Genomic DNA, 22,781 nt, shown 5'->3' on the forward strand with positions numbered 1-22,781 from the left:
CACTCAGCTCAATGCAGGCAGGACACCATCCAGAGCGCGCCCAGGGAGGCTACCCCTATGCCGCCGTGGATAATCTCCCGAACGCTTTCGATGACCATCCTCCACGCCGCCAGAAGGCCCCGAAGGGCACCTTCCCACTCTTGTTCACAACTCTTCCCAAAGCGCCCACAGGCACCCGGATATCTGGATTTTCCGCATTCCGGCACACCGCCGCGGTGCACGACCGCTGGGCTGGCGACCACAGCCCACAGCGTGTTCACATCCCCGCTGGACACACTGACAACAGACCACGGCGCAGCCCGCGCGACGCAGCCGGCGAACCGCAGGCAGGAGGTACGGCTTGACCCGCGACACCCTGCCCCAGAACACCCTTTCTCGGAACGTCCTGCCCCAGAACACCGAGCCTCAGAACATCCGGTATCCCGAGGGGACGACAGGACCTGACGAGCTGGACGAGCCGGAGGTCGAGACCGCCTCGTACTCTGGTCGACGCCCCGGCCGACGATGGGTGCGGGTGCTGCGCCGGCTGCTGCTGACGGCACTGGCCTGCGGGCTGGCGGTGCTGCTCGGATTCGGTGTGCTCCTCGGTGTCACGCCGTCCGTCGCCGACGCGCGGACCCGGGTCGACGCGCAGGCCGCGGAGCACGGGGCACGGGCGCTCAGCGGGGCGCTGCCGAGCCGAGTCGTCGCCGCGTTGATCGCGACCGAGGACAGCCGTTTCTACTCCCACCAGGGCATTGATCCCCTCGGCGCGATACGCGGCCTCTCCCAGCCGCTGTTCGGCGGCCCGGACCGCGGCGGTGCGAGCCTCGACCAGCAACTCGTGAAACTTCTCTACACCGGCGGACGGCGCGACACGATCGACCAGATCGAGCAGACCGCCCTCGCCGTGAAACTGGACGCGCATTACTCCAAGGACGAGATTCTGCGGATGTACCTGGACACCGTCTATTTCGGCCACGGCTACTACGGCATCGTCGCGGCCGCCGCCGGCTACTTCGGCCAGACGCCGGGCACCCTGACCTGGACCCAGGCAAGCCTGCTCGCCGGCCTCGTCCAGGCACCGTCCGCCTACGATCCGTACGAACATCTCGCCGCCGCCCGCGCCCGCCAACGCCACGTCCTCGACCGGCTGGTCGCCACCGGACGCCTCACCGCCACCCAGGCCACCCAGGTCCTCTCCGCCCCCCTCGACCTGCGCTGACGCGCACCGCCCCGCGACCCAGCCGCGTCCCACCGACGGCCGCGTCCCACCGACGGCCGCGTCCCACCGACGGCCGCGTCCCACCGACGGCCGCGTCGCCCCGGCCGTGAGGGACCCGCTGTCCGCCGACGGCTGTTCCTCTCAGCAGGCGAGCAGACGTCCACGTAGGTAGGCATCGGCGAGGGTGCAGGTGTCGCGGGCGTACTCGGCGCGGCTCGCCACCGCGTCGGAATGTGGATGGGTGCCGAGCCACGCCACCAACAGCAACCGGCGCATCATCACGAACGTCGGAATCATCTCGATGTCATCGGCCGTCAGTGGCAGCTGACGCTGGTACGCCGTCAGCCAGGCGTCCGTCAGGTCGCCGGCCACGTTCAGGTGTTCGATGAACGACAGCGAGGCCGCCAGATCCCACAGATACCACCCGAACCCACAGTCATCGAAATCGATGACACACACCTCGCCGTTCGCATCATCGGCACGGTCATCGCCAGACGCGACGTCCGGAATCAGCAGGTTCGCAAGCCGCATGTCCGCGTGAACGAGACCGAACCGCGCCGCGCCGGTCCCGTACCCGATCACCCGGCGATACGTCTCCCGCGCCGCCCTTTCCAACAGCTCGACTTCTTCTCGCATCGCACCGCCGGTCAGCGCGGCCGCGAGGCCGGTCGACCAGCTACCCCACCGCCCGTCCCTGCCGAGCATCGCCTCCCAGGTCCAGGAGAAGCGAGAAAAGGAAGGTGGACGCTCCCAGCTCCGAGCGTGCAGGTGCAGACGAGCGGCGATCCCGCCGAGTTGCGCGAACGCCCGGACAAGGGCCGCAGGCTCCAACGTCTCCGGTGATCGGCCTGCCACCCATTCGAACAGCACCGCGTGCCGCGCACCGGCAGCCTCGGATTCCCTGTTCCGACCGGGACCGGCCGGCCCAGCCGGGTCCACCGCGGGCGGACGAAGAAACGTGACCACGCTGCCACCGGAACGAGTCGGAATCACTGCGGGCGTGCGCACGACGCCGTCGCGCCGGAGCGCGGAGATCCAGGCCAGCTCGCTGTGAACAGCAGCACGATCATGATATTCGGGCCGATGCAGCCGCAGCACCCATCGACGATCACCGCCAGGCTCCGGGCACCCATCCGAGAGGGCCGTGGCATCGCTCGGCCCGTCAGCCTCCCCCGAGATGATCTCGAACGTGGCGTTCTCCGACAGGTGCAGCAGCCGGGCCTGCGGCGACGGCCCAAGATCGTAGGCGGCGAGGATTTCCCTGAGGTCGGACGCAGACCCGGTCAGGGAGGCTGCCGTGGTGACGGTCACGGACGTTCATCATGCCGGACAGCTCGGCCCCGAACCCGGCCACCCGCGCTCCCGGTCCACTCCCCCGCCCCTTCCTCTCCTCTCCTCTCCTCTCCTCTGCACGGCCGTGGAGTCACCGCCGCGACGCTGGCAGGCCACATTCCAGGGCCACGCACGATAACCGGGCCCCATTGCGTCCAGCGACGCCACGATGAGCCCGACCAGGAACGCCCAGCCTTTTCTCCGGAAGCACTCTGGGTGGATTCCTTTGGGATTCACATCTACGGACGCGGAATCCACCTCGAGACTGTGCGCCGCGGTAGCTCGCCGCATGCCGCTCCGCCGTAATCGCGACCCACCTGGCCACAACCCGGCACTGTGGATGATAGGGATGTGACCATGGGCCAGATGCGTCTGCTACTGATCTCGGGAAGCACCCGGGACGCGTCCACGAACACCGCGGCTTTGCGCACCCTCGCCGCGGTGGCACCGCCGGGTGTGACAGCCGAGCTGTACAGCGGGCTGGTGGCGCTGCCGGCGTTCACCCCGGATGCCGATGATGACGCCCCCCACCCTGCCGTCGCCGACCTACGGGCCGCGATCGCCACGGCCGACGCGGTGATCTTCTGTACGCCGGAGTACGCGGGGGCCCTACCCGGCAGCCTCAAGAACCTGCTGGACTGGACGGTCGGTACCGGTGACCTCTACGGCAGGCCCGCCGCCTGGATCAACGTCGCCGCACCTGGCCGCGGCGCCGGCGCACGTGCCGAACTGGCCACCGTGCTGCGCTACGTCACCGTCGACCTGATCACCGAGGCCTGCGCCGACATCCCCATCGCCCGGGATGCCATCGGCGCCGACGGGCTGGTCGAGGACCCTCACATCCGTGCTGCTTTGACCGCCGCCCTGCACGCTGTCGCCGCGCATCTCCAAGCCCGCCGTTCCGGGACAGACAGCATCCCGTGAGACGGACGGGGAGCCGCACCACTCGTCAGGCGGATTACCCCCACGGGCGTGGGGAGGACTTCACCGTGCATGCCACCGACCCGGAGACGACGGATCACCCCCACAGGCGTGGGGAGGACGCTTTGTGAGCTGAGCTTCCGGGAAAATCCGGCATCCGTGGGAGGCGCTGTCGAATCGAGTTCGGTCAGGTCGGCGTTCGGGCACTCGCCGCGAACAGCGCGCTCCGCGATGTCGTCTGTACCGGCCGGCCACCGCGCGGCCGGCCGGTGGCCTGACCGGCCGCTGCTGGTGGTGGTGATCAGGTGTGGGGGACAGTGCCGCAGGAGGCCATGGTGGCGCCGCGGTAGCCGGTGAGGAAGCTGTCGCGGCGTTGCTGGGCGGAGCCGTGCGTCCAGGTCTCGGGGTTGACGTCGCCGGCGCGGGCCTGGATGCGGTCGTCGCCGACGGCCTGGGCGGCGCCGAGGGCCTGGCCGAGTTCGGCCTCGCCGATGGTGACGTTGCCGCCGGTGTTCGCGAGTGTGCTCCACACGCCGGCGTAGCAGTCGGCCTGGAGTTCGAGCTGCACGCTCAACGCGTTCTCCTGGGACGGGTTCGCCTGCTGTGCCTGGCGGACCCGGGCCTCCGTGCCGGTCAGGGTCTGCAGGTGATGGCCGACCTCGTGGGCGACGATGTAGGCCTGCGCGTAGCGGCCCTGCGCGCCGAATTCCTTCTGCAGCTGGGCCAGGAAGCCGAGATCGATGTAGACGCGCCGGTCCGGCGGGCAGTAGAACGGGCCCACCTGGGATGACGCGGTTCCGCAGCCGGTGCGCACGGCCTGGGAGAAGTAGACCAGGCGCGGCTTGGTGTAGGTCTGGCCGGAGCGGCTGAACTGCGCCGCCCACACCTCGTTGATCTCGTTGAACGCCTTCAGGACGAAGCAGTCGTCATAGGTGTTGATCGCCCCGCTGGTGTTGCAGCGCGTCGCGACGTCCCCGGACGTCCCGCCGCCGGGCTGCGACAGGGCCGGGCCGGACGTCGAGGTACCCGACCCGCCGCCGAGCACCGTGACGAGCAGGTAGATGACCACGCCGATGATGCCCGCGCCGCCGGTGCCGAAGGCCACGCCGCGCCCCAGGCCGCCACCTCCGCCGCGCTGGTCGTCCAGCTCGGACGCATCGACCTGTTCGTCGTCGAACTGCATGTCCTGCCCTCCACCGATCCCCCGGGTCCGCCCGGCAGCCGTCCGACCGGTGTGTCCGGTCTGCCGGGTTCCGGATGGAGTATGTCCCGGACGATCAGCCGCCGAACATCGACCCGCCGTCGGTGTGCACGACGCTAGAGGGTGGGGGCGAGCTGGCGGGCCAGACGGGTCTGGTCGTAGTAGATCCGGTTCTCGGCGATCAGCCCGCCCTCCACCCGGTAGACCTCGACGACCCGCAGGGTGATCCGCCGGCCGCTGGGCGGATGCTCGCTGCCGTCGGCTTCCCGCAGGGGGCCGGTGTGGGTGGCGGTCAGGGTGTACTCCTCGACGACGAGCTGGCCCTGTTCGGCGAGAATGTGCGTGTCGACGTCCACGTCGTCGAAGGCGGCGAGGAACGCGGCGCTGTAGCCGGCGCCGGCTTCCCGGCCTTCGACGCGCACCCCGCCGGGTGCCTCGACCACCAGATCCTCGTGCATGAGCGCCAGCGCGCCCGGCACGTCGCCGCCGTCGAACGCGTCCAGAGCCTGTCGGACGATGTCCAGAGCCTGCCCCACCGGTGTCTCCCCGTGTTCGCCTGGTCCGCGCCACGCCGCGTCACGCCGCGGCGGCTGAGGCGATCAGCGCATCCGAGTGCCTGCCACGACGGGGAAACCGCCGGCTCAGACGTTCGTCGTGGACCCCGGGCGGATGATCATCAGCACGGTGACGGCGACCCACAGCAGGTTGAAGATGCCGACGCTCATCGCGAGTCGCCGGCTGCGAGCCACGGCGCCCGCCACCTCACCCGCGCTCGGGACGGCGGCCGTACTCGTCACGGCGGCCGCCTCCGACGTGGGGGCGTCTTCGGCCGGTACCGTCGCGTCCGTGATCCGCCCGGCGCCGAGCGCCTGAGCGTCGACCGGTCCACCGGTGCTGGCGGCGGTGATCTCGTCCATCAGGTCACGCTGCGCGGGCAGGACGGCGAAGGCGAGCACTCCGGCGGCGAGGGCGGTCAGCGCGATGGCGACCATCAGCCAGACCTCGCCGAGGATGCCCAGGCCCTGGGCCGTGAGGAAGCCGAACAGCACGACGATCAGGCCGGCCGCCGAGTAGACCCCGCAGATCCGGTACAGCACACGGCTGACGGCCGTGGCGTGCGCGTCGCCGGGGTTGGCGAGGGCGGCGCGGGCCGAGGGGGGAAACATACTGGCCGCCACCGCCACCGGGCCGATGGCCACGATCGCCGCCAGGACGTGCACGCTGAGCAGGAACTTGTTCACGAACACCTCATCGCGGCACACACCTCGACCACGGGCGGGCCCGCGTGCTTGCGCACGCGCGGGCCGGCGGCAGCGTCGAGGCGGACGAACAGTACATCCCGACGCTACGGCTCACCTGCGACAGTTCCACCACTCGGGTGCCACTCCCACGGTCGAGGGCTCGCTCCCATCCGCTGGTACCGGCCCGAGCGTCGCGGTGGCGATGAGGCGGCGAAGGGGTGGCGCGGGCCCGCACGAGTCGGACATCCCGGCTGGGCGGATGACCCGGACGCACCGCTGTGTGTGGTTGTCGGCACGTCTGCGCGATGATGCGGGGAGCGAGAGACCCACTGTGCTGTGTGTCGCCGGGAGGCCCTTGTATGCCGCTACGGACCGCTCTTCGACTCGATGTTCGCCTGTTGTTGCGGATCGATCACCGGGTGTTGCTCGCTCGACCGCCCGATGACGCCTGGCACGTGCTGCCCGGCGGCCCCGTGCACGGTGACGAGTCGGCGGATGACGCGTTGGAACGGCTGGTCGGACGGCTCGCGGGGCCACGGGTGGTGTCCCGTCAGTTCGTCGGCGCGGTCGAGCATGACGGGAGCGTGTCGGGCCGGGCCCCGGAGCAGGGCGATGACCATGTGCTGAGTGTGCTGTTCGGGGGGATCTGGCCCGCCGACATTCCGACGCCGTCACGGTGGGGGGATCACACGCTCGTGCCGGTGGATGTCGATGTGCTGCTGGCGACCCGGCTGCGTCCGGTGTCGATGGCCGAGGTGGTGCGCGGCTGGCTGGCCGAGGGGTGGCCACTGTGGCGGGGGCTCGACCCGATCGGTGGCACCCGGCGGCTGCCGTCGCTGGCCTCGCTGCGGGCGCAGCTGTTCGCCCGCAGCGAGGAGCTGCGGACACTGGCCTTCCGCGATGCGGCCGTCGCGATATGTGCGCTGGTGACGGTGGCGGACGGGCGGATCGATCCGACCGAACGCGAGGGCGTGCGGGCGTACGCCGCGACCGATCCGGTGCTGTCGCAGTTCCCCGAGCAGGAGACGATCACGCTGTTCGAGGGCCATCTGGACCGCCTCGAGCATGATCTTGAGGCTGGCCGGGCGGTGGTCCTGGCCGAGATCGCCAAGGTGCGGGGGCGGGCGGCGCAGGCCTCCGCGGTGATTCGCTTCGGGCAGGTCATCGGCCTGGTGGACGGCGAGTTCGTGGCCAGCGAGCGGGCCGTGGTGCGCGAGGCGGCCCTCGTGCTCGGTCTGGACCCCGCCGAGTTCGCGCTCTGACGGGATCGACGCCGGATCGGTCGCGACCGGCGGTTCAGCCGGCCGCGCGGGGCCGGCGAGGTGCTGGGCTGCCAGGTCTCTTCCCGCGGGCAGATCCAGGACCTGACCGTCGAGCAGCGGACGCACCCTCGGCGCCCCCCGGGAGACCAGCACTCTCCATACACGCAACCGCGGGAGCGATGGGACGGGTGCGCCTGCCTCGGACGGATCGAGGCGGCTCCGGTCAGCTCTCCTGCGTCGGAACCCCGAACCAGCTGACCACCTTGCCACCGAACTTCATGTCGCCGTCCACCTTGATCTTGCGGGTGAGGAACAGCTTGGCGCCGTTGGCCTGCCCGGTCAGCACCCGGACGAAGCGCACCCGGTCGGTCGTGATCGTCAACTGCCGGCCCTCGGGCTCGGTGGTGGAGGGTTCATGCGCGAGGGCGCACTCGCCATCCCTGATCCGCAGTTCGTACGTGCGGGTCGCACCGCCCGACCCGCCGCTGAGGCCGAACCGCACGACCGCGTTCTCGCCCTTGGCCAGCTCAGGGCGGAAGTTCGCCTGCATCTGGCGGAAGATCTCGTCCAGGACGTCGTTTCCGCCCGGGCTCGAGAGCAGGTCGGAGACCTCCCGCTCCGACATCGCGGCCAGCGTCGTGATGAGCTTCGCCGGGTCGGCGGTGGGATCAACGGCGAGGTCGGACATTGACCACTCCATTCGTTTCGGCAGACGAGGCGCCTGACGGGTGCCGGGCTTCGGCTTTGGCACCCGCCTGCTTCGCGGGCACGTGTGCACGCTAGCGAACGCGGATGTGGCTTACATCGCCCGGTGGCACCTTGGCGTAAGTCGTGGCGTGCCGGTGGCTATCGTCTGGGCATGGTTGCCGCCGCGCCGCCGTACGTAGAGGTCGACGGTCGGGCGGTCTCGCCCGGGCTCTGGGGGCGGCTTGCCCTGCTCTCCCATGGGCATTTCACCGTCATGCAGGTGCGCGGCGGTGGGAGTCGCGGCCTGATGCTCCACCTGCGGCGCCTCGACACGGCTCACCGTGAGCTCTACGGCGAGCCGTTGGACGGCGGCCTGGTACGTGCCCGCATTCACCAGGCACTCGCGTCCTTTCTTCAGGTCACCGGCGCGGCGTACGCCTCCCGCGCGCCGACGTCACCGCGGGCGGACGCGGTACCGGTGGACGCCACCGTGCGGGTCATCGCGACCGATCCCGGCGGGGACGGGCCGGGTGTACTCGTCGTCGTGGTCGGGCCGCCGACCGACGCGCCGCCGACGCCTCGTCGGCTGATGTCCGTGCTTTACACCAGACCCTTTCCACATATCAAACACGTGGGCACTTTCGGACAGCTGGAACACGCCCGCGCCGCGTTGCGCCGCGGCTTCGACGAAGCCCTGCTAACCACGTCGGACGGGACGATCACGGAAGGCGCGAGAACCAACATCGGGTTCGTGGCCGGCGAGACCGTCACCTGGCCGGACGCGCCGTGCCTGACCGGTGTGACCATGGCGCTGCTGGAACAGGGCGCGGGCAGCACGCGCGCACCCGTGCGACTGGCGGACCTTTCCCGGTATGACGCCGCGGTCGTGACGAACTCACGTGGCCTTTCTCCCGTGGTTGCCATCGACGACCACCATTTCGCCGGATCGGACTTTACCGGCGAACTGGCCCGACGCTACCACGCCATCCCACACGACTCAATCTAGGAAATGCGCCGACCAGGCGACCACGAACTGGTCAACTGATTTATCCTCGCCACTTCGGCGATTTTTCACGACCATTTCCCAGAGGCAGATCCACCCCTGTTCCCACTTTTCCACAGATCACCTGGAACCTATTTGCACGAGGCGGAATGCCCGGTAGCGTCGTGGCCGTCGTCAGGGATTTTCCGCGGCCCCCAGGGGTCGAACCCGTCACGCCCGCCATGTCCCGCATGGCCGCGTCCCGTGAAGGAACCGCCCGATGCCGCTCTCCTCCGCTCGACTTCTGATCGCCCTTCTTCTTCTGGAACAGCACCGCATCGAACCCAGCCGGGTCGCCGCGCGGTATCCCTTCCCGCCCGCGGCCGAGCGTCAGTTCGTGCGGGCCGCGGCCGCACTCGCCGCTGGCCGTCCCAAGGGAGCCCTCCGCGAACTGCGGCGCAGCGAACACGACCGGGCCGACCCTGATCATGTGGCCGTGCACGAGGCGCTCTGGCTCGCCGCGCTGGCGCTCGATCGCAACTGGGCGCCCGACGGCGCAGGCCTTCGCCATTGCGGCGCGGCCCGCCCCGCTGGGCGACCGTCCTCCCAGCGCGACGTACCGGCGGCCACGCCGCTGCTGTCCAGGTGGACGGCGCTGGCGGTCCAGCGGCAACGTAACGATCATCTTGACCCGCGGACCGCGGCCATCTGCGTGCTCGGCGCCGACGTGATTCCGGGTATCCGGATGGCCCGAGCCCGCCTGTGGTCGGCCCCCCTCCCCCGCGGGAGTCAGGCGACGCGGTCCACCGATGGCGCGGGAGCGGCTCCCCCGATCCCAGCGCTTCCTCGACGGCCGAATCCTCGACGGCCGAATCCTCGACGACCCGGCCCCCGATGACCCCGTCCTCGACAACTCCGTCCTCGACAACCCTGTCCTTCGCGACCGTGTCCCCGCCGACGAGATCCTCGGCTGATGCGGCTTCGGCCGACCCGGCGCTCACGTCCGCTACCGCGGCTGGCCCGCCCCCGGTTCTCCCGTCCCCGGCCAGCCAGGCTTCCGCCGGCCCCGTGGTGTCGGCGGAAGCCGCGGGGAGCGCCACCCAGGCCCCGTCACCCGCTCCTTCCCAGCCCGCTTTGCCGCGGGGTGCTTCATCCCCGGTCGCGATGTCGTCGGCGGCCGCCACGCGAGGCCGGGCCGCGCCGTACCCGCCCAGTGCGACCAGTGCGCGAGGTTCCGAAGCCGGGGCGGATGACCTGTCGGCGCTGGTCGCGTCGACGATACCACCGTGGGGGGTCGCGGCGCCGTTGGCGTTTCGCTGGGCCGCCCCGGTCAGTCGGCCCCGTCCGGACGGAGCGGCGCATGGCCTGCACCGCATGATGGCCCGCGGGCGGGCCCGAGGCGGTCCGCGCCTGTTGACGCGCGCCCGCGCGGGCATGGCCGGACAGGCCCGCGCCGCGGAGCCGGGTCTGGTGCCACCGGCCGCGGCCGGCACGGAGCCGTCCGTGGGGGGCCGTCCTGGCGACTCGGGCGTCGACATACCCACACAGGCCTCGGCGGCGTCCAGCCGGGACTCCCAGCCGAGTCCGGTGCCGCGGACCGGCCCCGGCGGGCGCAACGCGCCGCCTACCGCACGGGTGAATGCCACCCCCCGCCGTGATCTCCCCGGGCCGGGTGCGGGCCAGGCGTGGGTGCAGGCGGTGGACGCGCTGGTCATCGCGGACCTCTTCGTCGCCCGGCTGGCGGACCTTCCCGTGCGCCAGGCCCACGCCTACGGGGTGGTGCTGCGGGCCGATCTGCTGTTCCACATGGGCCGTGCCGCCCAGGCGAACCAGGCCCTCGACTCCCTCGAGGTCGCCGGGCAGGCCGATGAGACGACCCGCGCGCACATCGCCCTGGTCCGCGGTGACTGGGCCGGCTATCCCAACGGAGGAGCGCAGACGCTGGGCCGTCGCTGGGACGGCAGCCTGCTGCCCACCCAGCGGCGGGCCGATCCGGATCTCGCCGAACAGCTGTGGCGACAGGCGCTGAACGGCTACGGCGACCTCGGCTCCAACGCCGGACGGGCCGCCGGGCTGATCCGCCTCGCCGAGGCCTCCACAGCGACCGGCCGTCCGATGTTGCGCCGGGCCCGCATCGACGAGGCCAGCCGCCGGGCCAAGGCCGCCGGCGACGAAGCGCTGGCCTGGACCGCGCGCGTGCACAGCCTGATCGAACGGGTAAGGGCCGGCGAGGCCCCAGCCGGCGAGGTGCACGCGATGACGGCGGCGCTACGCGAATGGAGTCGTCTGGAGGGGAGCGAAAGCTACGGCCAGGGGCTGTGTCGTCTGCTCACTACCGCGGCCAGCGAAGGAAACCCGCGGTGACGGCCCCACCCGGCTCAGGACATCGTCCGGCCCGGGTACGGCGGCGGCTCGTCCTCGACCGGTGCGTCCGCAGGCAGCGCCCGACCGGCGGCCGACCGCGTCGGCGCTGGCATCTGCGGCTGGGACGACGCCGGCACGACAGCCTGGGGCTGGGCGACGACCTGAGGCTCAGATACGGCAGGGGGCTCAGGTACGGCCTGCGGCTGGGGTACGACCCGGGCCTGGGGCTGAGGTGCGGGCCGGGGCTGGGCGGCGGGGTGCGGTGGCTGCGTGATCATCGGGGGATTGGCCCGGTGGCCGGGCAAGGTCACCCAGGCCTCGCCGACGTACTTGGCGTCGACCACCGCCGGGAACAACGCGAAATCGGCGGGATCGAGGTCGCGCAGCCCTTCGGCGACCGTGTCCCGGTAGAAGTCCGGCGACAGCGCCAACACAAGATCGGCTGCCGGGTAGCTGTCCAGGATGGCGCGGACGGCCATCGCGTTCACGAGACGGTCGACGACCACCACCGCATCGCCCGCGGCTCCCCCACCGTCGACGACGATCTGACCGTGGTGCAGCGACAGTCGCAACCGCACCTGGTCCGACGGTGCGCGTACCCGGTTGAACTGGCGTTGCGCGATGCGCAGTTCACGCACGAAATCGCTGGCCAAAAGGTCCCTGGAGACGTTGGCGTCGAGCGCGCACAGACACCCGTCGCCGCCGTTCTCGTGCAGCAGCACGGCGTCGGCGACGCCGGCCCGGTCGAGGGCGGTGTCGACGATCCCCCGCACGCCGGCCCGCACGTCCAACTGGCCTTGCAGGTCACGCTTGCTGTAGCCGCTGGCATCCACGCGGAAGAGGTTGGCGTGCCGCGACGCCCCGGGCGCGCCGCCGCGGGCGGAGTCCGACCCGACCGTGGCCGACCCCTTCTCCGCCCCGACGACCATGGCCGATGTGGGCTGGAAGGCCGATGGGGGCTGGAAGACGGACAGGTCGGGGAACTTCTTCGCGGCGGCCGCGAGCAGGCAGACCCGACCGTTCTCCAGGATGCCGTTGTGCAGCAGGTGGGCGATCTCGGTCCAGAACTGGTGGGACGAGCCGTCGAAGACCGGGGTCTGATCGCGACGCAGGCCGGCGTCCTCCAGCACCTGGACGGCCAGGCGCCGGGTGTCGAAGACGGTGGCCAGCGCCTTGATCTCCGCCTCGGTCAGCCGCTGCGTCACGAGTTCCCCCGAACCGGTGTGTGACCTGCCAGAACTCAGTCTATTCCGTGGCCTCGGGGTTCGAAACGCGGCCAGAACACCAGGACCCCGAGAGCCGCGACGCGGGGCCCTCGGGGTCCTGGTGGTGGTGCTGCTGGTTCAGTGGGGATCAGTGCGGGTCGGTCAGATCAGACCGAGCGCGCGCACGGCTTCCCGCTCCTCGGTGAGTTCCTGCACCGAGGCGTCGATCTTCGCCCGGGAGAACGCGTCGAGCTCGAGGCCCTGCACGATCTGGAAGGAGCCGCCGGAGGCGGTGACCGGGAACGACGAGATCAGGCCCGCGGGAACACCGTAGGAGCCGTCGGAGGGCAGCGCCACCGACGTCCAGTCGCCCTTGGCGGTGCCGTTCACCCAGGTGTGGACGTGGTCGATCGCGGCGGACGCGGCGGACGCGGCCGACGAGGCACCGCGGACCTCGATGATCTCGGCGCCGCGCTTGGCGACCCGCGGGATGAACTCCTCCTCGATCCACTTCTGGTCGTTGACCGCCTCGGCGCCGCTGCGGCCGCCGACCTCGGCGTGGAAGATGTCCGGGTACTGGCTCGCCGAGTGGTTACCCCAGATGGTGATCTTCTTGATCTCGGTGTTCGCGACCCCGAGCTTCTTCGCCAGCTGGGCGATCGCCCGGTTGTGGTCGAGCCGGGTCATCGCGGTGAACCGCTCGGCGGGGACGTCCGGCGCGTGGGTCTGGGCGATCAGAGCGTTCGTGTTCGCCGGGTTGCCGACGACGAGCACCCGGATGTCGGAGGCCGCACCGCTGTTGATCGCCTCGCCCTGCGGCTTGAAGATGCCGCCGTTGGCGGACAGCAGGTCGCCGCGCTCCATACCCTTGGTCCGCGGGCGGGCCCCGACCAGCAGGGCGACGTTGGTGCCCTCGAAGGCCGCCTTGGCGTCGTCGAAGACATCCACGCCGGCGAGCAGCGGGAACGCGCTGTCCTCAAGCTCGAGGGCGGTGCCCTCGGCGGCCCGGACAGCCTGGGGGATCTCCAACAACCGGAGCTTCACCGGCGTGTCCGCGCCCAGCAACTGGCCTGACGCGATGCGAAAGAGCAGCGCGTAGCCGATCTGACCGGCGGCGCCGGTGACGGTGACGTTGACGGGCGTTGAACTCACTGGCATCTCCTGGTACAGGTCATCCGGAGGTCGGACGGCGGGCCGGACCGGACCGACAGGCGATCGTCACCGGACCACCGAGCTGCGCTGCTGTTTCCGTCGCGCCGCCAGTGATGCTAGTCCGAGCGCTGCGCACGCGGGTGGCCAAGCGCCACCTAGCGGCTCACACCGCACGCCCGAACGCGCTATCGTCTGCCCACAGAGGGGCGCCGGAGGCAGCACGTCGAAGCCGGTGGCAGCATGGTTGACCCGCAGGAACGTGTAGCACTGACTCACCTGGGCGGTGCTGGTGGCGAAGTCGACGGCGGCGGGCAGCAGGCCGTCCGCGGTGTAGCCGCGCAGCGCCCGCAGGCCGCGCAGGAACAGCGCGCGGCTCGGGCAGGGGCCGGCCGCGACCAGTCCACGCAGGAACATGTCGGCCGAGATCCATCCGGCCAGAGCTGCCTGCTGGGTGGGCGGGTTGACCTGCGGCGCGTAGGCGTGCATCCCCGCCAGGAAGCGTCGGTGGGCGGGCAGGTTCAGCTCGAACGGCTGGTAGTCGGTGAACGTGTAGACGTCGGGCAGGGCATCGCGGTAGCGCTCGAGCAGACCCTGGTCGTAGTTCGTCGGCGACAGGATGACCCGCAGCTTCGAGGGTTTGCCGCGGGTGGCGCGCAGCAGGCTCGCGAACGCCGCGCCGGTCACCGTGCCGATCATGACGTCGGCGCCGCTGGCCCGCACCTTCTCCCCGAGCGCCGCCACGGCGATCAGGCTGGTCGCGTCGACGCGGTCCACGACCGGGATGCCGGCCGCGCGCAGGCTGCGTTCCATCTCGTCGGCGAGCACCATGGACGTCTGGGAGAAGGCCGACTGGATGAGGACCGCCCGGTGACCGCCCTGGTCGGCGACGAACCGCCCCCAGGTGGTGACCGAGGAGCCACGGGCCACCAGGTTCGAGTAGCTGAACATGTTGTCGTGGCCGGCCCAGTCCGGGTCCAGGGAGGTTCCGGTGACCGGGATGCCCGCGCGGTGCAGAAGGTCGACCGAGGCCCCGGCGGACAGGGACGACTCGATCAGGCCGAACACCGCGTCGTTGTCGACCAGGCTGTGGGCGGCGGCCTGGTTACCGGCCGGGCTCGACGCGTCGTCGCGCCAGGTGTAGGTGATCCGGCGGCCGTTCACCCCGCCGGCCGCGTTCGCGACGCCCAAGCGCGCGTCGACACCATCACGAAAGGTCGAGAACAGGGAGGCCGTGATGCCGGTGTCCGGGTAGATCAGGCCGAGGCGTATCGCCTCACGGCTGATGCCCGGACCCGCGCAGGCCGCCGTCGGGGTCACCGCCGAACTGGTGGACGTGCACGCCACCAGCCCGGACACCGCGCTCAGGCAGGCCAGCGCCGCGCGAGCCCACCGACCGCCGCGCCCGGCGGGCCGGCGCCGCCGACGCACCGCGGAGCGGATGACTCCGGCGCGGCGAACCGTGATGTCGGGCACGGGCCGACGCTATGCATCCGATCAGGTGCGCTGCCATGTATTGGGCAACTTGTGAGATTGCTCAGTATGCGGCGGCGGCGGCGCGGGCGATCGCCTCGTCGTGCGGGGTCGGCCCGCCGCTGACACCCACCGCGCCGACCACCAGGCCGTCGCGCCACAGCGGAACGGCACCGGTGAGCCCCGAACTGATCGGTCGGGTGAACGCCGGCCGATGCCGGACCAGCCCACCCTCGATCCCCCGGCCACCCGGCCCGCGGTCGAGATCACGGTCGTGGTCGGCGAACACCCGGCCAGCGCCACCGCCGCGATCCAGATCGAGGTCGACGTCGCCGGGATCGGCGTCGATCCCCACGGCGGACCACTCCGCCGGGCCGTCGTCGCCGCCATGGTGCACCAGGCGCGCCGGCACCGCGGGCAGCGCCGATGCCCGCGCCGCGCAGGCCCGGTCGACGGAGATGTCTGCGGTCCGTAGCCGGGCGTTGTCCATCCGGACGTGGGCCACCAGAATCCCGGCGTGATCGACGACGGCGATGTTAACCGGTTGGCCGAGGTGAATCGCATACCTTTCCCCGGCGGCGATGATCCGACGGGCATCCTCGAGCGATACGGTCATCCGCGACTCTCCCCATAAAGCGGCGTTCCGGTGCGCCTGACCATAGGCCCACAACGACCGTCCGGTGGTGGAAGGCGCGCCGCACAACAACCGTTGCGTACGCGGGTTCCCCATGTGGGCGACGGGACACAGAAGGACACACAAAGCCCCGTGCTGGCCAGGCCGCCCCCGCCCGACCGGACGGGACCGGTGCCGGCAGGCCCCCACGGGACGATCACCGCACTCCGATCACAGAAAGCACTCATGTCGCTACCCGCTCGCCGCGGTGCTGTCGGCGAGCAGGTCATAGGGCGATCCGCACTGCTCCAACGGGCCGGCGGTGACCGCTCGGGCGCCCCCAGCGGCTCTCCCCCACCACCCTGACACCACCTGGCCGACACCCGCCGACCGGGCCATGGCCGTCCGTCGGATCGACGGCACGGCCCGATCGCCCCATCCGGATACTGGCCCGCCGGGGGCATCGCTGGCCCGGACGGGTGGAGGGCGATGTGGGTGGGCTCACCGCCGGCGGCCGGCGACCGCGGCCCGATCGGGCCCGGTCCGATCAGGCGGCGGCCAGCGGAAGCACCAACCGCGGGAAGCAGTGGATCAGCCGGGTCGTCAGCGGACCGCCACCGGGCATGTCCGCGAGCACACCGGCGAAGCGATGATCGAGGCGCCCGAGTCGTTGCAGGCCGCGCAGCCGCAGCAGGCCGGGCAGATGCGCCTCGATGGCCTTCTGGTCCGGCCGGGGGGCACCGTCAAGCCAGGCGTCGAACTGGGCCCCGGTCATGATCTCCCAGACGATCGTGTCGGCCACCGCGCCCGTGCCGTCCGTGATCGTCACCAGGTGTGGCACCCGGACCAGGTCGCGCAGACCGCGCAGGTCCGGACGCAGACCCGAGGTGACGACGTTGTTGGCCAGCCACGGGTCGGTACCGGCCCCCGGCCCACGCAGGACGTTGCGCAGGTGGGAGGCGAACGCGAGGGCGAGCGCGCTGCGCCCCGGGGGGCTTGGATGCGCGTGCAGCACGACCGCGTCGATTCCCGGCGCGCGGACGCGCTCGGCCGCGGCCCGCACGAGCCAGGCCGGCTCGACGAGCACGAAGCCCACCTGGGCGCGACGTCGGTCGTCGCTGCGATCACCGTCACCGAGGCCGAGGTTGACCGGGGCGCCGGTGACCCGGGCATCGACCTCGGTGACGGCAGTAGTGGTGCCGGTGACGGCCGCGCGCAGCCACCGGCAGGTGATCAGTCCGTCCGCTCCGGGCAGCGAGAGCGACGGAAGGTCACCGGAGTTGAAGATCCGTTCTGCGGCAGGCGGGGGCATGCTGTCTCCGGTCCGGGACGCGGGCAGGCACGCGAACGCGACGGCCGAGCGCAGGTCGGCCGGTGGTCGTCGCACGGACAGGTCCGACCGCAACGGCTCTGGCGGACCGAAGGGCGAGGTCGAAGACGAGATCGAGGGCGTATCGGTACCCGGGCGGGCCGTCATCGCCGCGTGCGGGCGTGCCGGCAGGGCAGGGACAACCGAGGTCAGCGGGGACATGGCGGCGCGGACTACTGGAGGAGGTTGTCGAAGTCGCCGTCCTTGGCCCCAAGTATCAGGGCCTCTATCTCGGCCCTGGTATAGACCAGCGCGGGCCCGTTGGGATGACGGGAGTTACGCACGGCCACCTCGTCGCCAGGCAGCTTCGCCATCTCGACGCAGTTGCCCTGGGAGTTGCTCCGACGGCTCTTCTGCCAGGTCACGCGCTCGAGCGCAGTCGCTGGCATGCCACTGTAGATCTTGCTCACGCGTTTCTCCCCACGCCCCAGGGCAGCGCACGACAGCGAGCCCTCACCCCACGCGGTCCGCCCACGACACCTCGGCTGGGCCACGCCGCGGCTGCGGAGCGGCTTCGCCTGCCACTGCGACGGGGTGCCCCACTGCAACCCCACGAACTCGTCGCGTGTGCGCCTGCACGAACTTCGGCTCACGATACAGCACGGGCGGGTGCACGTGCATCAAGCGGGAGGCGTGTGCGCGCGACGACCTCACGTGCGATCGGCGGGGAGCATCGCACCCATGCAGACGCCCGAGGGCGGGCACATAGTGCACGATCATTCGCCATGCCACCTGATGTCGTCCAATGTCCCTGCAAACCATCACATGACATGATCATCGAGGCCACCTCCGAGCCATCACCCGCTCGGCCGACCACACCCCGACGCCGGACGATCTCCAGCCCGGACGGCTCCAGCCCCGCCCGACCTCAACCCCGCCCGACCTCCGACTCGGTGTCGCCCGGTCGGGCGACACCGAACAGGCGCCGGACCAGGCATCCGAACAACGAGGGCGGACGCCCGACAAGGCATCGAATCGCCGACGAAATCCGTAAAGTGAGGAAATCGAGCTACGGGGCAGCTCGCAATTCGCCCCAGATACGGCAAATCCTCATATTGATCTTCGCCTTGGGGAAAACGCGTGCGAGGGGCCCGGGGGGTGTCCACATTCGGGCCGCGCACGGCACCAACGGGGGACTACACGAGAGACAAGGACGTTCGGACCACCATGCCCGCGCCGCGACCCGCACCCGCGCCCGCGGGCGCCAGTGCGCGGCGGGCGGGCCGACCTCGACGCGACAGCCAAAGCAACGAGGGCCCACCAGCAATCCACGAAGTGCGTAATCGCACGACCAGATCCCTCGCCGGACACGCCCCAGACCCACATTTCCACCCGGACGGCTCCCGGACCGGGACCAACAGCCCACCTCCGCACAGAACTCCGACCTGGGTCGACCACCCCGGACGTCGGTCCGGGGTGGTCGGGGCGCGGGACCTGCCGGGGTCGAGCTACCCGAGCGTGCCGGCGGGCGCTCCCGTCGCCCCGCGACGTCAGGTGCAATCAGACATCGGGTCGCCCAGCGCGGCGTCGACAGGCACACGACACCGAAGACAGACGTGCGCAGATGATCTCGGACGGTAACGGAGGCGCAAGGTGACGACGGGCAACGCAGCGTCACCACAGTGGCGTGAACACGCGGGGCCCCACCCTCACCCACGCTCATGTTCTGCAAAGAAACAGAACGGATGTCCCGCATCACAGCGTGCCACGATCTCGCCCGTCAGCCCACACCAATCGGGCCATCCGACGCAGCGGACGGACACCCATCTCACATACTCTCCGTGAGCGAGTATACAAATAGCACTCACCACGCTAAACAAGCGACTGTCGATCAGGCATGAGAACCAGAGACGCAACCGGATCAAGAAGATCAGATGTCATACTCTTGCGTTGACCGATGGCGAGGGGGCCGACCGTGACGACAGCTCAGCCGGGAAGTGGACCGACGGTACGTCGGATCCTGCTCGGCTCTCAGCTCCGTCGACTTCGCGAGGAGAAGGGCATCAGCCGAGAGACGGCCGGATACCACATCCGGGCGTCGGAGTCGAAGATCAGCCGGATGGAGCTGGGCCGCGTCAGCTTCAAAGAACGCGACGTGGCCGATCTGCTGACCTTCTATCAGGTCACGGAGGAAGCGGATCGAGCACCTTTGCTCGCGCTCGTCCGGGAAGCGAACTCGGCCGGCTGGTGGCAGAACTTCAATGACGTCCTGCCGAACTGGTTCCAGCCGTACGTCGGGCTCGAGGAGTCGGCTCAGCTAATCCGTACGTACGAGGTGCAGTTCATTCCGGGCCTGCTCCAGAGCGAGGACTACGCCCGCGCCATCATCAACGGTGGTGGCAACGCGCTACCGAGCGATGTCGTCGAGCGACGAGTCAGTGTACGGATGAACCGACAGAAGCTGCTGTACCGCACAAATCCCCCACGCCTGTGGGTGGTGGTCGACGAGGCGGCCCTGCACCGGCCGATCGGCGGCCCGAAGGTGATGCGCGGTCAGCTCGAGCACCTGATCGAGCTCGGCGACCTGCCGAACCTCACGCTGCAGGTCATGCCGTTCTCCTTCGGCGGTCACGCGGCCGAAGGCGGTGCCTTCACCATCCTGCGTTTCCCGGAGATGGACCTGCCCGACGTCGTGTACCTCGAGCAGCTCACCGGTTCGTCCTACCTCGACAAGCGCGAGGAGGTCGACCGGTACATGGAGGTCTACAACCGCCTCAGCGTCGACAGCACGACCCCGGCCGAGACCCCCGACCTGCTCCGCCAGGTCGTCGCCAGCCTGTCGCCAGGTCGTCGCCAGCCTGTAGGGCCAGCGCGCGCAGGACCAGCGCCGCGGCTCGGGCAAGGGGTGCTGGCTCCGAGTTCCGGGCTCGCGGCGGCCCGCCACCCCGTCGGCGGGCCGGTGGGTCAGGCGCAGGGCCAGGTGAGTTCGAGGCTCAGCCAGCGATCCTCGACCTCGACCTCCACCCCGACCCGTGCCGTCGTCTCACCCGCGGGCACCGACATGTGCGCGGACCGTCCGGAGGCGTCCCCGGACAGGATGTTGGTGGCCACGGCGGCGCCGAGGACCGCGCCGGGCAGGGCCAGGTCATCCGGCCAGGGCATGGTGACGTAGACGCTGCCACCGGCCGGCGACCACATCACCGTCACGATCGCCGGGCCGCTCGCGGCGGCCGCCAGCACCTCGCCCACCAGGTCGGCCAGCGCCGCCCGCACCGGCACGGGGGCGGTACGCAGATCCCCGGACCGTTGGATCTCGACGCTGATCCCCGCGCTCTCGGCGTCCGCGAGCACCGGATCAAGATCGGCCAGCGCCGAGGACGGCCCGCCGCCGGTGAGCATCCGTCGGATCGCCGCCGCCCGGGCCGCGCTGGCGCTGCGCACACTGGCGGTGGAGGGGTCACGCCGTCCGTCGGCGACGTCGGACAGCAGCGGCAGGACGTCCCGCTCGACGGTGCGCAACCAGGCCAGGCGCTCGCGGCGGATCATCGCCGACGAGTCGGCGCTCGCGGCGAGTTCGGCCTCGGCGGCGTGCATGTGCGCGGTGTCCATGGCGGTCCGGCGCAGCAGCGGTCCCAGCATCGCGGTGATGATCTGCACCGCGCAGCAACCGTAGACGACCGAACCCAGCCGGGCGATCACCAGCGGGCTGTTCCCGTCCCGGATCAGCACCAGCCCGGTGACGAGCACGACCGCACCCAGCAGCGCCGCCGTCCACTCCCTGGCCGGACGGGACGCGGTGACGAACGCGAGCAGCAGCGGCAGTGCCACCAGCGGCCAGTTGGCGATGCGCACGACGTCCGCACCCACGGTGTTGCGCACGCCGGCCACGCAGATCCCGCCGCCGACCGCGAGCAGCAGCAGCGTCTCGGGCCCCGACAGCGGCCGGCGACGCACCAGTACCCTCGCCACCGCGACGACCCCGGCGAGCACCACCCACAGCCCCACACCCACCAGCGGCTCACGTACCCAGCCGAGCGTCCCCACCAGCGGCACGAGCATCAGAACCAGCCAGGCGGCCGCGACGTTGCCCACCGCCCGACGCAGCCCCGCCGAATACTCAGCCCCAAGATCAGCGGCGATCGCGGCCACGTTCCGCCGGTCCGACACGAACCCGGTCGGACGCCCACCGCCAGCCGTCCCACCACCAGCCCGCCCACCACGGGGCAGCCCACGGCTGAACAGCCGACCGCCGAGCAGGCCGCCGCCGAGCAGGCCGTCTCGCAACGAGCCGCCACCGGCGTCATGGTCGGTGACGATGCGCGGTGTGCGCCACTGCAACTCGACCGTCGTGCCATACCCATGGGACGAGATGATCTTCACGGTGCCGGCGACATCCTCCAGACGGCCGATGATGGAGTGACGCAACCCCAGCCGCGCGGAGTCGACCAGGTCAGGATCGAACCCCCGGCCGATGTCGCGCACCCGCACGGTGATCTCGTCCGGACCGCCATCCAGAACCACCCACGCGTACCTTGACCCGGCGTGCCGCTCGACGTTCGCCAGCGCCTCCCGGATCGCCCCGGCGAACGCCGTGACGACCACACCCGGCGGCTCACCGCCCACCCGCGCACCACCACGATCGTTGCCGCCGGCGTCACCGGACGTCACGGGGCCGCGAGGCGGTCCGTCGACGAACTCGACGACCATGCCCCGTCCGACCGCTTCGGCGACGACTTCGGCGAGACGTTCGGCCAGGGCGGGACCGCCGTCGCCGCCGGGGCCCAGCAGGTCCTGCACAGCGACGAGGCTCTGCTCGCAGCGGCGCTGGGCCAGCGCCACATCCCGACCGCCGCCCCAGGCCAGGCCGGTCAGGGTGTTGAGCACCGTGTCGTGAATGACGCGCTCGCGCTCACGGCGGTCCCGGGCGACCGCGAGCACCACCGCCTCCCCGCGATGGCGGGCCACGACGTTCGCCCAACGTCGATCGGCTGTCCGCGCGATCTGGCGTAGGCGGCCGATCGACATCCCCAGCAGCCCCGGCGCGACGACCAGCAACGCCAGCTGCGCGATGACCTGCGGGCTGTGGCCCCAGCCCCCCACCAGCGCACCGGCGGCGAGCCCCAGCACCGCCGCGGCGGCGAGCCTGCGCGGAAAGGCCCAGACGGCCGTGACGGCGGCGTTGACGACCGCGAGGAACACGAAGTTCCCGCTGTCCCCGATCGAATCGCCGGGGAGCAGAACTCCCGCGGCGATACTCAACGGCAGCGCGAGGGCGACGCTTACCACCGCCAGGGTCCGCCCGACCCCCCACCGCAACCCCGCCAGGCAGAAGACGACGTGCCATACCGCGGTGCAGCAGAGCACACCCGCCGCCAGCGGATGATCCCGGTACCAGTCCCAGACGACCAGGTAGAACACGGTGAGTGCGAGCGCCACGGCCCGCAACGCGACAAGCACGCTGGTCATGACCCGGTCAAGTGCCCGATGCGCCCGGCCGACCCGCTCCGAGGCCCGACCCAGCTCCAACGCCGCCGCACCGAACGCCGACTCGGTCATCCCGACGCCGCCACCCACGCCGACGCCACGCCCCCCACCCCGGCCGCCATCACCAGCATCAGCGCCACCGCTGCCGCCGGCCGCGGCTCGGGCAGCACCCGAACCGGCCACCCCACCGTCGGGGCGATGGACGCCAGCCCACTCGCCCGCAGCACCGACCAGCCCGTCAGTGGCCGCGCCGGTCATCGAACCCGGCGGACGGCTCGACCGCCCGACTTTCCCCCGAGGGAGCCCGAGCCCCCCAAATTCGTGGCCGTCTCGTCACCTTCCGCCAGAATCGCG

19 protein-coding genes and 1 pseudogene are annotated in these 22,781 nt (G+C 71.0%); 7 read left to right on the forward strand and 13 right to left on the reverse strand.

The window, feature by feature from the left end; genetic code table 11:
• The first annotated feature begins 340 nt into the window (after positions 1–340).
• Positions 341–1,204, forward strand: coding sequence for a biosynthetic peptidoglycan transglycosylase (locus G6R24_RS04560; protein WP_163547911.1), 864 nt, complete (start codon positions 341–343; stop codon positions 1,202–1,204).
• A 141-nt stretch (positions 1,205–1,345) separates the two neighbouring features.
• Here G6R24_RS04560 and G6R24_RS04565 read toward each other — a convergent pair whose 3' ends face one another.
• Positions 1,346–2,515, reverse strand: a complete 1,170-nt coding sequence (locus G6R24_RS04565) for a phosphotransferase enzyme family protein (RefSeq protein WP_163547912.1) — start codon at positions 2,513–2,515, stop codon at positions 1,346–1,348.
• Positions 2,516–2,902: 387 nt separating this feature from the next.
• Here G6R24_RS04565 and G6R24_RS04570 point away from each other — a divergent pair, with 387 nt between their 5' ends.
• Positions 2,903–3,460: an NADPH-dependent FMN reductase gene (locus G6R24_RS04570; RefSeq protein WP_225438114.1), complete on the forward strand. Its 558-nt coding sequence runs from the start codon at positions 2,903–2,905 to the stop codon at positions 3,458–3,460.
• A 298-nt stretch (positions 3,461–3,758) separates the two neighbouring features.
• Here G6R24_RS04570 and ypfJ read toward each other — a convergent pair whose 3' ends face one another.
• The 3 genes from ypfJ to G6R24_RS04585 form a co-directional block, all read right to left on the reverse strand.
• Complete coding sequence (ypfJ, locus tag G6R24_RS04575) at positions 3,759–4,640, reverse strand: KPN_02809 family neutral zinc metallopeptidase (protein ID WP_163547914.1); 882 nt, start codon at positions 4,638–4,640, stop codon at positions 3,759–3,761.
• Positions 4,641–4,774: 134 nt separating this feature from the next.
• Entirely contained in the window at positions 4,775–5,194 is a 420-nt protein-coding gene (locus G6R24_RS04580) for an ester cyclase (protein ID WP_163547915.1), read from the reverse strand.
• 105 nt (positions 5,195–5,299) lie between these two features.
• Positions 5,300–5,920, reverse strand: a complete 621-nt coding sequence (locus G6R24_RS04585; RefSeq protein ID WP_338084407.1) for a protease — start codon at positions 5,918–5,920, stop codon at positions 5,300–5,302.
• 338 nt (positions 5,921–6,258) lie between these two features.
• Here G6R24_RS04585 and G6R24_RS04590 point away from each other — a divergent pair, with 338 nt between their 5' ends.
• Positions 6,259–7,161: a TerB family tellurite resistance protein gene (locus tag G6R24_RS04590; RefSeq protein ID WP_163547917.1), complete on the forward strand. Its 903-nt coding sequence runs from the start codon at positions 6,259–6,261 to the stop codon at positions 7,159–7,161.
• 223 nt (positions 7,162–7,384) lie between these two features.
• Here G6R24_RS04590 and G6R24_RS04595 read toward each other — a convergent pair whose 3' ends face one another.
• Positions 7,385–7,849: an SCP2 sterol-binding domain-containing protein gene (locus G6R24_RS04595; RefSeq protein ID WP_163547918.1), complete on the reverse strand. Its 465-nt coding sequence runs from the start codon at positions 7,847–7,849 to the stop codon at positions 7,385–7,387.
• A 171-nt stretch (positions 7,850–8,020) separates the two neighbouring features.
• Here G6R24_RS04595 and G6R24_RS04600 point away from each other — a divergent pair, with 171 nt between their 5' ends.
• A complete protein-coding gene (locus tag G6R24_RS04600; protein ID WP_163547919.1) occupies positions 8,021–8,854 on the forward strand; it encodes an aminotransferase class IV in 834 nt (277 codons plus the stop codon).
• 40 nt (positions 8,855–8,894) lie between these two features.
• On the opposite strand, the gene G6R24_RS21885 is transcribed toward G6R24_RS04600, so the two are convergent.
• Positions 8,895–9,320 (reverse strand): hypothetical protein, encoded by a 426-nt coding sequence (locus tag G6R24_RS21885; protein ID WP_225438115.1) that lies wholly within the window; start codon positions 9,318–9,320, stop codon positions 8,895–8,897.
• A 319-nt stretch (positions 9,321–9,639) separates the two neighbouring features.
• Between G6R24_RS21885 and G6R24_RS04605 the strand changes: the two genes are divergently transcribed.
• Both G6R24_RS04605 and G6R24_RS04610 read left to right on the forward strand, forming a co-directional pair.
• The gene (locus G6R24_RS04605; protein ID WP_163547920.1) at positions 9,640–9,804 is read left to right on the forward strand and encodes a hypothetical protein; all 165 of its coding nucleotides are present in this window, start codon (positions 9,640–9,642) and stop codon (positions 9,802–9,804) included.
• A gap of 439 nt (positions 9,805–10,243) precedes the next feature.
• The gene (locus G6R24_RS04610) at positions 10,244–11,194 is read left to right on the forward strand and encodes a hypothetical protein (protein ID WP_225438116.1); all 951 of its coding nucleotides are present in this window, start codon (positions 10,244–10,246) and stop codon (positions 11,192–11,194) included.
• A gap of 14 nt (positions 11,195–11,208) precedes the next feature.
• On the opposite strand, the gene G6R24_RS04615 is transcribed toward G6R24_RS04610, so the two are convergent.
• The 6 genes from G6R24_RS04615 to G6R24_RS04640 all read right to left on the reverse strand — a co-directional run bounded on the left by G6R24_RS04615 (position 11,209) and on the right by G6R24_RS04640 (position 17,413).
• Positions 11,209–12,399, reverse strand: coding sequence for an effector-associated domain EAD1-containing protein (locus tag G6R24_RS04615; protein WP_163547922.1), 1,191 nt, complete (start codon positions 12,397–12,399; stop codon positions 11,209–11,211).
• Between the two features lie 162 nt (positions 12,400–12,561).
• Positions 12,562–13,551: a malate dehydrogenase gene (locus tag G6R24_RS04620; protein WP_163547923.1), complete on the reverse strand. Its 990-nt coding sequence runs from the start codon at positions 13,549–13,551 to the stop codon at positions 12,562–12,564.
• A gap of 66 nt (positions 13,552–13,617) precedes the next feature.
• The gene (locus G6R24_RS04625; RefSeq protein ID WP_225438117.1) at positions 13,618–15,024 is read right to left on the reverse strand and encodes an ABC transporter substrate-binding protein; all 1,407 of its coding nucleotides are present in this window, start codon (positions 15,022–15,024) and stop codon (positions 13,618–13,620) included.
• 61 nt (positions 15,025–15,085) lie between these two features.
• On the reverse strand, positions 15,086–15,637 hold the full coding sequence (locus tag G6R24_RS04630) for a GlcG/HbpS family heme-binding protein (RefSeq protein WP_163547924.1): 552 nt from the start codon (positions 15,635–15,637) through the stop codon (positions 15,086–15,088).
• 544 nt (positions 15,638–16,181) lie between these two features.
• A complete protein-coding gene (locus G6R24_RS04635) occupies positions 16,182–16,946 on the reverse strand; it encodes a hypothetical protein (protein ID WP_163547931.1) in 765 nt (254 codons plus the stop codon).
• A 230-nt stretch (positions 16,947–17,176) separates the two neighbouring features.
• Positions 17,177–17,413, reverse strand: a complete 237-nt coding sequence (locus G6R24_RS04640) for a DUF397 domain-containing protein (RefSeq protein ID WP_163547925.1) — start codon at positions 17,411–17,413, stop codon at positions 17,177–17,179.
• A gap of 1,505 nt (positions 17,414–18,918) precedes the next feature.
• Between G6R24_RS04640 and G6R24_RS04645 the strand changes: the two are divergent.
• Positions 18,919–19,782 (forward strand): annotated as a pseudogene (locus G6R24_RS04645) (helix-turn-helix domain-containing protein); the annotation flags it as partial.
• 125 nt (positions 19,783–19,907) lie between these two features.
• On the opposite strand, the gene G6R24_RS04650 reads toward G6R24_RS04645, so the two are convergent.
• Positions 19,908–22,685, reverse strand: coding sequence for an ATP-binding protein (locus tag G6R24_RS04650; protein ID WP_225438119.1), 2,778 nt, complete (start codon positions 22,683–22,685; stop codon positions 19,908–19,910).
• Positions 22,686–22,781 lie beyond the last annotated feature (96 nt).

The sequence above is a fragment of the Candidatus Frankia nodulisporulans genome, assembly GCF_902806475.1.
Classification (GTDB): domain Bacteria; phylum Actinomycetota; class Actinomycetes; order Frankiales; family Frankiaceae; genus Frankia; species Frankia umida.